Genomic DNA, 5,197 nt, shown 5'->3' on the forward strand with positions numbered 1-5,197 from the left:
AAATTTTTAATGAGATAGCTTTTTTTGCAATTATGAGAATTTATTTTGTTATTTAATGATTTTGATTCGTTTTCATCAAGTAATGAAAATGATAGAATAAACATACTTTAGGATTAAAGGAGATTTCTAATGAAAAAACTAAAATTATTCTTACCAATAATAGGATTAGCTATTCTTTTATCAGGCTGTTCAAAGTGGATTGATCGAGGAGAATCCATTACTGCAGTTGGCTCTTCTGCCTTACAGCCTTTAGTAGAAACGGTTGCTGAAACCTACCAGACAGAAAATCCTGGAAAATTCATCAATGTACAAGGGGGCGGAAGCGGAACTGGTTTGTCTCAAGTACAGTCAGGAGCAGTCGATATCGGAAATTCTGATTTATTCGCGGAAGAAAAATCAGGGATTGATGCTTCGGCATTAGTCGATCATCGAGTAGCAGTTGTTGGAATCACTCCTATTGTGAACAAGGATATTGGCGTAAAAGATATCAGTATGGAAAACCTGAAAAAATTATTTACGGGCGAGATCAAAAACTGGAGTGAAGTCGGTGGGAAAGATCAGCCAGTAGTTATATTGAACCGTGCATCAGGAAGCGGGACCCGTAGTACGTTTGAAAAATGGGTATTGGACGGAGAAACAGCTGTTCAGGCACAGGAACAAGATTCAAGCGGAATGGTGCGCCAAATCGTTGCGGACACACCCGGAGCAATCAGCTATGTTGCTTTTTCTTACGTTTCCGATGATGTGGATACGTTGAATGTTAACGGTGTGGAACCGACAGACGAAAATGTGACAACGAACAAATGGACGATTTGGGCATATGAGCATATGTACACAAGAGACCATCCAAAAAAACTGACAAAAGAATTTTTAGACTATATCTTATCTGAAGAAGTACAAGATAATATTGTCGGAGAGCTAGGCTATATCCCTGTTTCACATATGAAAGTTGAACGTGATTGGCAAGGAAACATTGTTAAAGAGTAATCTTTACACAAAATTTACAAACTTAGCTAAACTTTTACATGTTATTAAAACCAAATTGATGTTCAATTTGTACACTGAGTGAGTATGTTAAACCTGATTAAGGGGGAGTCATCTGTGGAAGATGTGAAAAAAGTATTATTAACAAAATCAAAACGTTCAAAAATGGAACAGCGCGGAAAATTTATTAGTTTTTTATGTATCGCGCTGATCGTGTTGGTTGTATTATCTATTTTTTATTTTGTCGCTAGTAAAGGATTGGCCACCTTTTTTACTGATAAGATCAATGTATTTGATTTTCTGTTTGGTACAGATTGGAATCCGAGCCAAATCGGAGCCAATGGGAAACCCATGGTAGGGGCATTGCCTATGATCACAGGTTCATTTATTGTGACCTTTTTATCTGCTATTGTTGCCACACCATTTGCTATTGGAGCAGCAGTATTCATGACGGAGATTTCTCCTAAAAACGGAACGAAGATCTTGCAGCCAGTCATCGAGTTACTTGTAGGTATTCCGTCTGTCGTTTACGGGTTTATCGGTTTATCTGTTATCGTGCCTTTTGTCAGAAGTATCTTTGGCGGGACAGGGTTCGGTATCTTAGCTGGTACATTTGTGTTATTCGTTATGATCTTACCGACTGTCACAACGATGACTGTGGATGCATTAAAAGCAGTGCCACGGCACTATCGGGAAGCTTCATTAGCGCTAGGTGCCACAAGATGGCAAACAATCTACAAAGTGGTGCTGCGAGCAGCAGTGCCCGGGATTTTAACAGCAGTCGTTTTTGGTATGGCTCGTGCGTTTGGCGAAGCCTTAGCTATCCAAATGGTTATTGGTAATGCGGCATTAATGCCAACAGGACTTACTACTCCTGCTTCTACATTGACGTCCATCTTGACAATGGGAATCGGAAATACAATCATGGGAACAGTGGAAAATAATGTGTTATGGTCATTAGCGCTGATCTTGCTATTGATGTCATTATTCTTTAATATCGTGATCCGTATGATTGGGAAGAAAGGAGAGCTGAAATAATGAACGCAAAACGCTCAGATAAAATTGCTACAGGTGTTCTATATGTGGTTTCAGGGATCATCGTATTGATCTTAGCAGCTTTATTACTTTATATCTTAGTTCGAGGAATACCGCACATTTCATGGTCTTTCTTGACTGAACCTTCAAAAGCCTACCAAGAAGGCGGTGGGATCGGGATTCAACTGTTTAACTCGATTTATTTGCTTTTGATTACCATGATCATCAGTTTTCCTATTTCTTTAGGTGCGGGTATCTATCTTTCGGAATATGCTGGTAAAAATTGGGTGACAGATGTGATTCGTACGTCTATCGAGATCTTGAGCTCTTTGCCTTCTGTTGTTGTCGGTTTATTCGGTTTCTTGGTTTTCGTTATTCAATTCCAGTATGGTTTCTCAATCATTTCTGGTGCATTGGCTTTGACCGTATTCAACTTGCCTCTTTTGACTCGAACGGTCGAGGAATCTTTACAAGCGGTCCATTACACACAACGAGAAGCTGGATTGGCGTTAGGTTTGTCACGCTGGGAAACAGTGATAAAAGTGGTTGTTCCAGAAGCGACACCAGGAATTTTGACTGGTGTGATCCTAAGTTCAGGAAGAATTTTTGGTGAAGCTGCCGCACTGATTTATACAGCTGGTCAAAGCGCGCCAGCATTAGATTTTACGAACTGGAATCCATTAAGTGTTTCTAGTCCGATCAGCATTTTCCGTCAAGCTGAAACACTGGCTGTCCATATTTGGAAAATCAACACAGAAGGTACGATGCCTGATGGTGTTTCTGTTTCGGCTGGTGCTTCTGCCGTGTTGATCATTGCTGTTTTACTGTTCAACTTCGGCGCTCGTGCGATTGGCAAACGATTATACCGAAAAATGACTTCAGCCTAAGGAGAAGAAGTAAGATGAAAAAATATAATTGGAATGAAACAAATGTCATTACCATGCCAAAAGATAAGGAAGTAGCATTATATACGAATGATCTGCATGTTTGGTATGGCGACAATGAAGCAATCAAGGGAGTGGATCTAGAGTTCGAAAAAAATAAGATCACTGCATTGATTGGCCCCTCTGGCTGCGGAAAATCCACGTATCTTCGTTCTTTGAATCGTATGAATGATGGGATTGCTAATACGAAAATCACTGGAAAGATCATGTATAAAGACGTGGATATCAATGCGCCTCAAGTGGATGTTTATGAAATGCGCAAACGGATCGGCATGGTGTTCCAACGCCCTAACCCTTTTAGCAAATCGATTTATGACAATATAACTTTTGCTTTGAAACAGCATGGTGAAAAAAACAAAAAGAAATTAGATGAAATCGTTGAAACAAGCTTGAAACAAGCAGCTTTGTGGGATCAAGTAAAAGATAGCTTGGATAAAAGTGCCTTGGCTTTATCTGGCGGACAACAGCAACGTTTGTGCATCGCTCGTGCAATCGCGATGAAACCTGATATCTTGCTGTTAGACGAGCCGGCAAGTGCCTTGGATCCTATTTCGACAGGAACAGTTGAAGAAACACTTGTAAACTTGAAAGAAGACTACACGATCATCATCGTGACGCATAATATGCAACAAGCAGCTCGTATCAGCGACTATACTGCCTTTTTCTATCTAGGAAAAGTAATGGAATATGACAAAACAAACAAGATATTTACCAGACCAAAAATTCAGGCAACCGAAGATTATGTGTCCGGTCATTTTGGTTAAGACGGAGGCCTCAACATGACAAAAGAAATTATCTCATCCAAAGATCTTCATCTGTATTATGGAAAGAAAGAAGCACTAAAGGGAATCGATCTAAGTTTCAATCAAGGTGAAATCACAGCGATGATCGGTCCTTCTGGTTGCGGAAAATCTACCTATCTACGTTCGTTGAATCGAATGAACGATCTGATTCCAAATGTAACGATCACCGGAAGTGTTTTATATAAAGACAAAGACATCTATGGTCCGAAAACAGATGTTGTTGAACTAAGAAAAGAAATCGGCATGGTCTTCCAGCAGCCAAATCCATTTCCTTTTTCTATTTATGAAAATGTCATCTATGGATTGAAGTTAAAAGGAGAAAAAGATAAAAAAGTCCTTGATCAAGTAGTGGAAGAAAGTCTGAAGGCAGCGTCCGTTTGGGAGGATGTGAAGGATAAACTGCATAAAAGTGCCTTGTCTTTATCCGGTGGGCAGCAGCAGCGTGTATGTATCGCACGTGTTTTGGCAGTGAATCCCGAAATCATCTTATTGGATGAACCAACAAGTGCACTTGACCCTGTTTCTACTGGGAAAATCGAAAGTATGCTGTTAGAATTAAGAGAGCGGTATACGATGATCATCGTGACCCATAATATGTCTCAAGCTTCACGTATTTCAGATAAGACGGCATTCTTTTTAGATGGTCACTTGATCGAATACAACGATACGAAGAAGATATTCATGAATCCAGAAAAACAAGAGACAGAAGATTATATTTCAGGTCGATTTGGATAAGGAGGAAACGGAATGCTACGTACACAATTTGAAGAAGAATTGCTGAATCTCCATAATCAGTTCTACGAAATGGGGATGATGGTGAGCAGCGCTGTGCACAAGTCAGTTCGTGCATACATCAAACACGATAAAATCTTAGCCCAAGAAGTTATCGAAAACGATATAAATATCAATAATATGGAAACGCGTTTGGAGAAAAAAAGTTTTGAAATGATTGCATTACAACAGCCAGTTACAACTGACTTGCGTATGATTATCACAGTCATGAAAGCTTGCTCTGATTTAGAACGTATGGCCGATCATGCGGTGTCCGTTGCTAAATCCACAATCCGCGTAAAAGGACAGACGAGAATACCGGAAATCGAAAAAGAGATCTCCGATATGTCCGATTACGTGAAAAAAATGGTGGACAACGTCCTAGTTGCATATGTCAAAACAGACGAAAAAGACGCGCGTACGATCGCCAATATGGATCAAAGAGTCAATGACTATTTCAATCGAATCTATAATGCAACCATCAAAAACATGCAAGAAAATCCTGAAACAGTCATCAGTGGAACAGACTATTTGAATGTTGCCAGTTATCTAGAACGAATCGGAGACTATGTGACAAACATCTGTGAATGGATCGTCTACTTGGCTACAGGGAAAATCACTGAGTTAAATACGAACCACAATGAGATTTTTTAAACTGAA

6 protein-coding genes are annotated in these 5,197 nt (G+C 39.7%); all 6 read left to right on the forward strand.

The window, feature by feature from the left end:
• Nucleotides 1-129: 129 nt before the first annotated feature.
• The 6 genes from ESP02_RS12795 to phoU all read left to right on the forward strand — a co-directional run bounded on the left by ESP02_RS12795 (nucleotide 130) and on the right by phoU (nucleotide 5,191).
• Nucleotides 130-987: a phosphate ABC transporter substrate-binding protein PstS gene (locus ESP02_RS12795; RefSeq protein WP_002400540.1), complete on the forward strand. Its 858-nt coding sequence runs from the start codon at nucleotides 130-132 to the stop codon at nucleotides 985-987.
• A 114-nt stretch (nucleotides 988-1,101) separates the two neighbouring features.
• Entirely contained in the window at nucleotides 1,102-2,022 is a 921-nt protein-coding gene (gene pstC / locus ESP02_RS12800; RefSeq protein ID WP_002292761.1) for a phosphate ABC transporter permease subunit PstC, read from the forward strand.
• Nucleotides 2,022-2,906 (forward strand): phosphate ABC transporter permease PstA, encoded by an 885-nt coding sequence (gene pstA / locus ESP02_RS12805; protein ID WP_002400539.1) that lies wholly within the window; start codon nucleotides 2,022-2,024, stop codon nucleotides 2,904-2,906. The genes pstC and pstA overlap by 1 nt, the downstream gene beginning before the upstream one ends.
• Before the next feature lie 14 nt (nucleotides 2,907-2,920).
• A complete protein-coding gene (gene pstB, locus ESP02_RS12810) occupies nucleotides 2,921-3,727 on the forward strand; it encodes a phosphate ABC transporter ATP-binding protein PstB (protein ID WP_002308601.1) in 807 nt (268 codons plus the stop codon).
• A 15-nt stretch (nucleotides 3,728-3,742) separates the two neighbouring features.
• Complete coding sequence (gene pstB / locus ESP02_RS12815) at nucleotides 3,743-4,501, forward strand: phosphate ABC transporter ATP-binding protein PstB (protein ID WP_002292757.1); 759 nt, start codon at nucleotides 3,743-3,745, stop codon at nucleotides 4,499-4,501.
• 12 nt (nucleotides 4,502-4,513) lie between these two features.
• The gene (gene phoU, locus ESP02_RS12820) at nucleotides 4,514-5,191 is read left to right on the forward strand and encodes a phosphate signaling complex protein PhoU (protein ID WP_038398504.1); all 678 of its coding nucleotides are present in this window, start codon (nucleotides 4,514-4,516) and stop codon (nucleotides 5,189-5,191) included.
• The last annotated feature ends 6 nt before the right edge of the window (nucleotides 5,192-5,197 follow it).

It is taken from the genome of Enterococcus sp. NBRC 3427, assembly GCF_007996925.1.
GTDB classification, from domain to species: Bacteria; Bacillota; Bacilli; order Lactobacillales; family Enterococcaceae; genus Enterococcus_B; species Enterococcus_B lactis.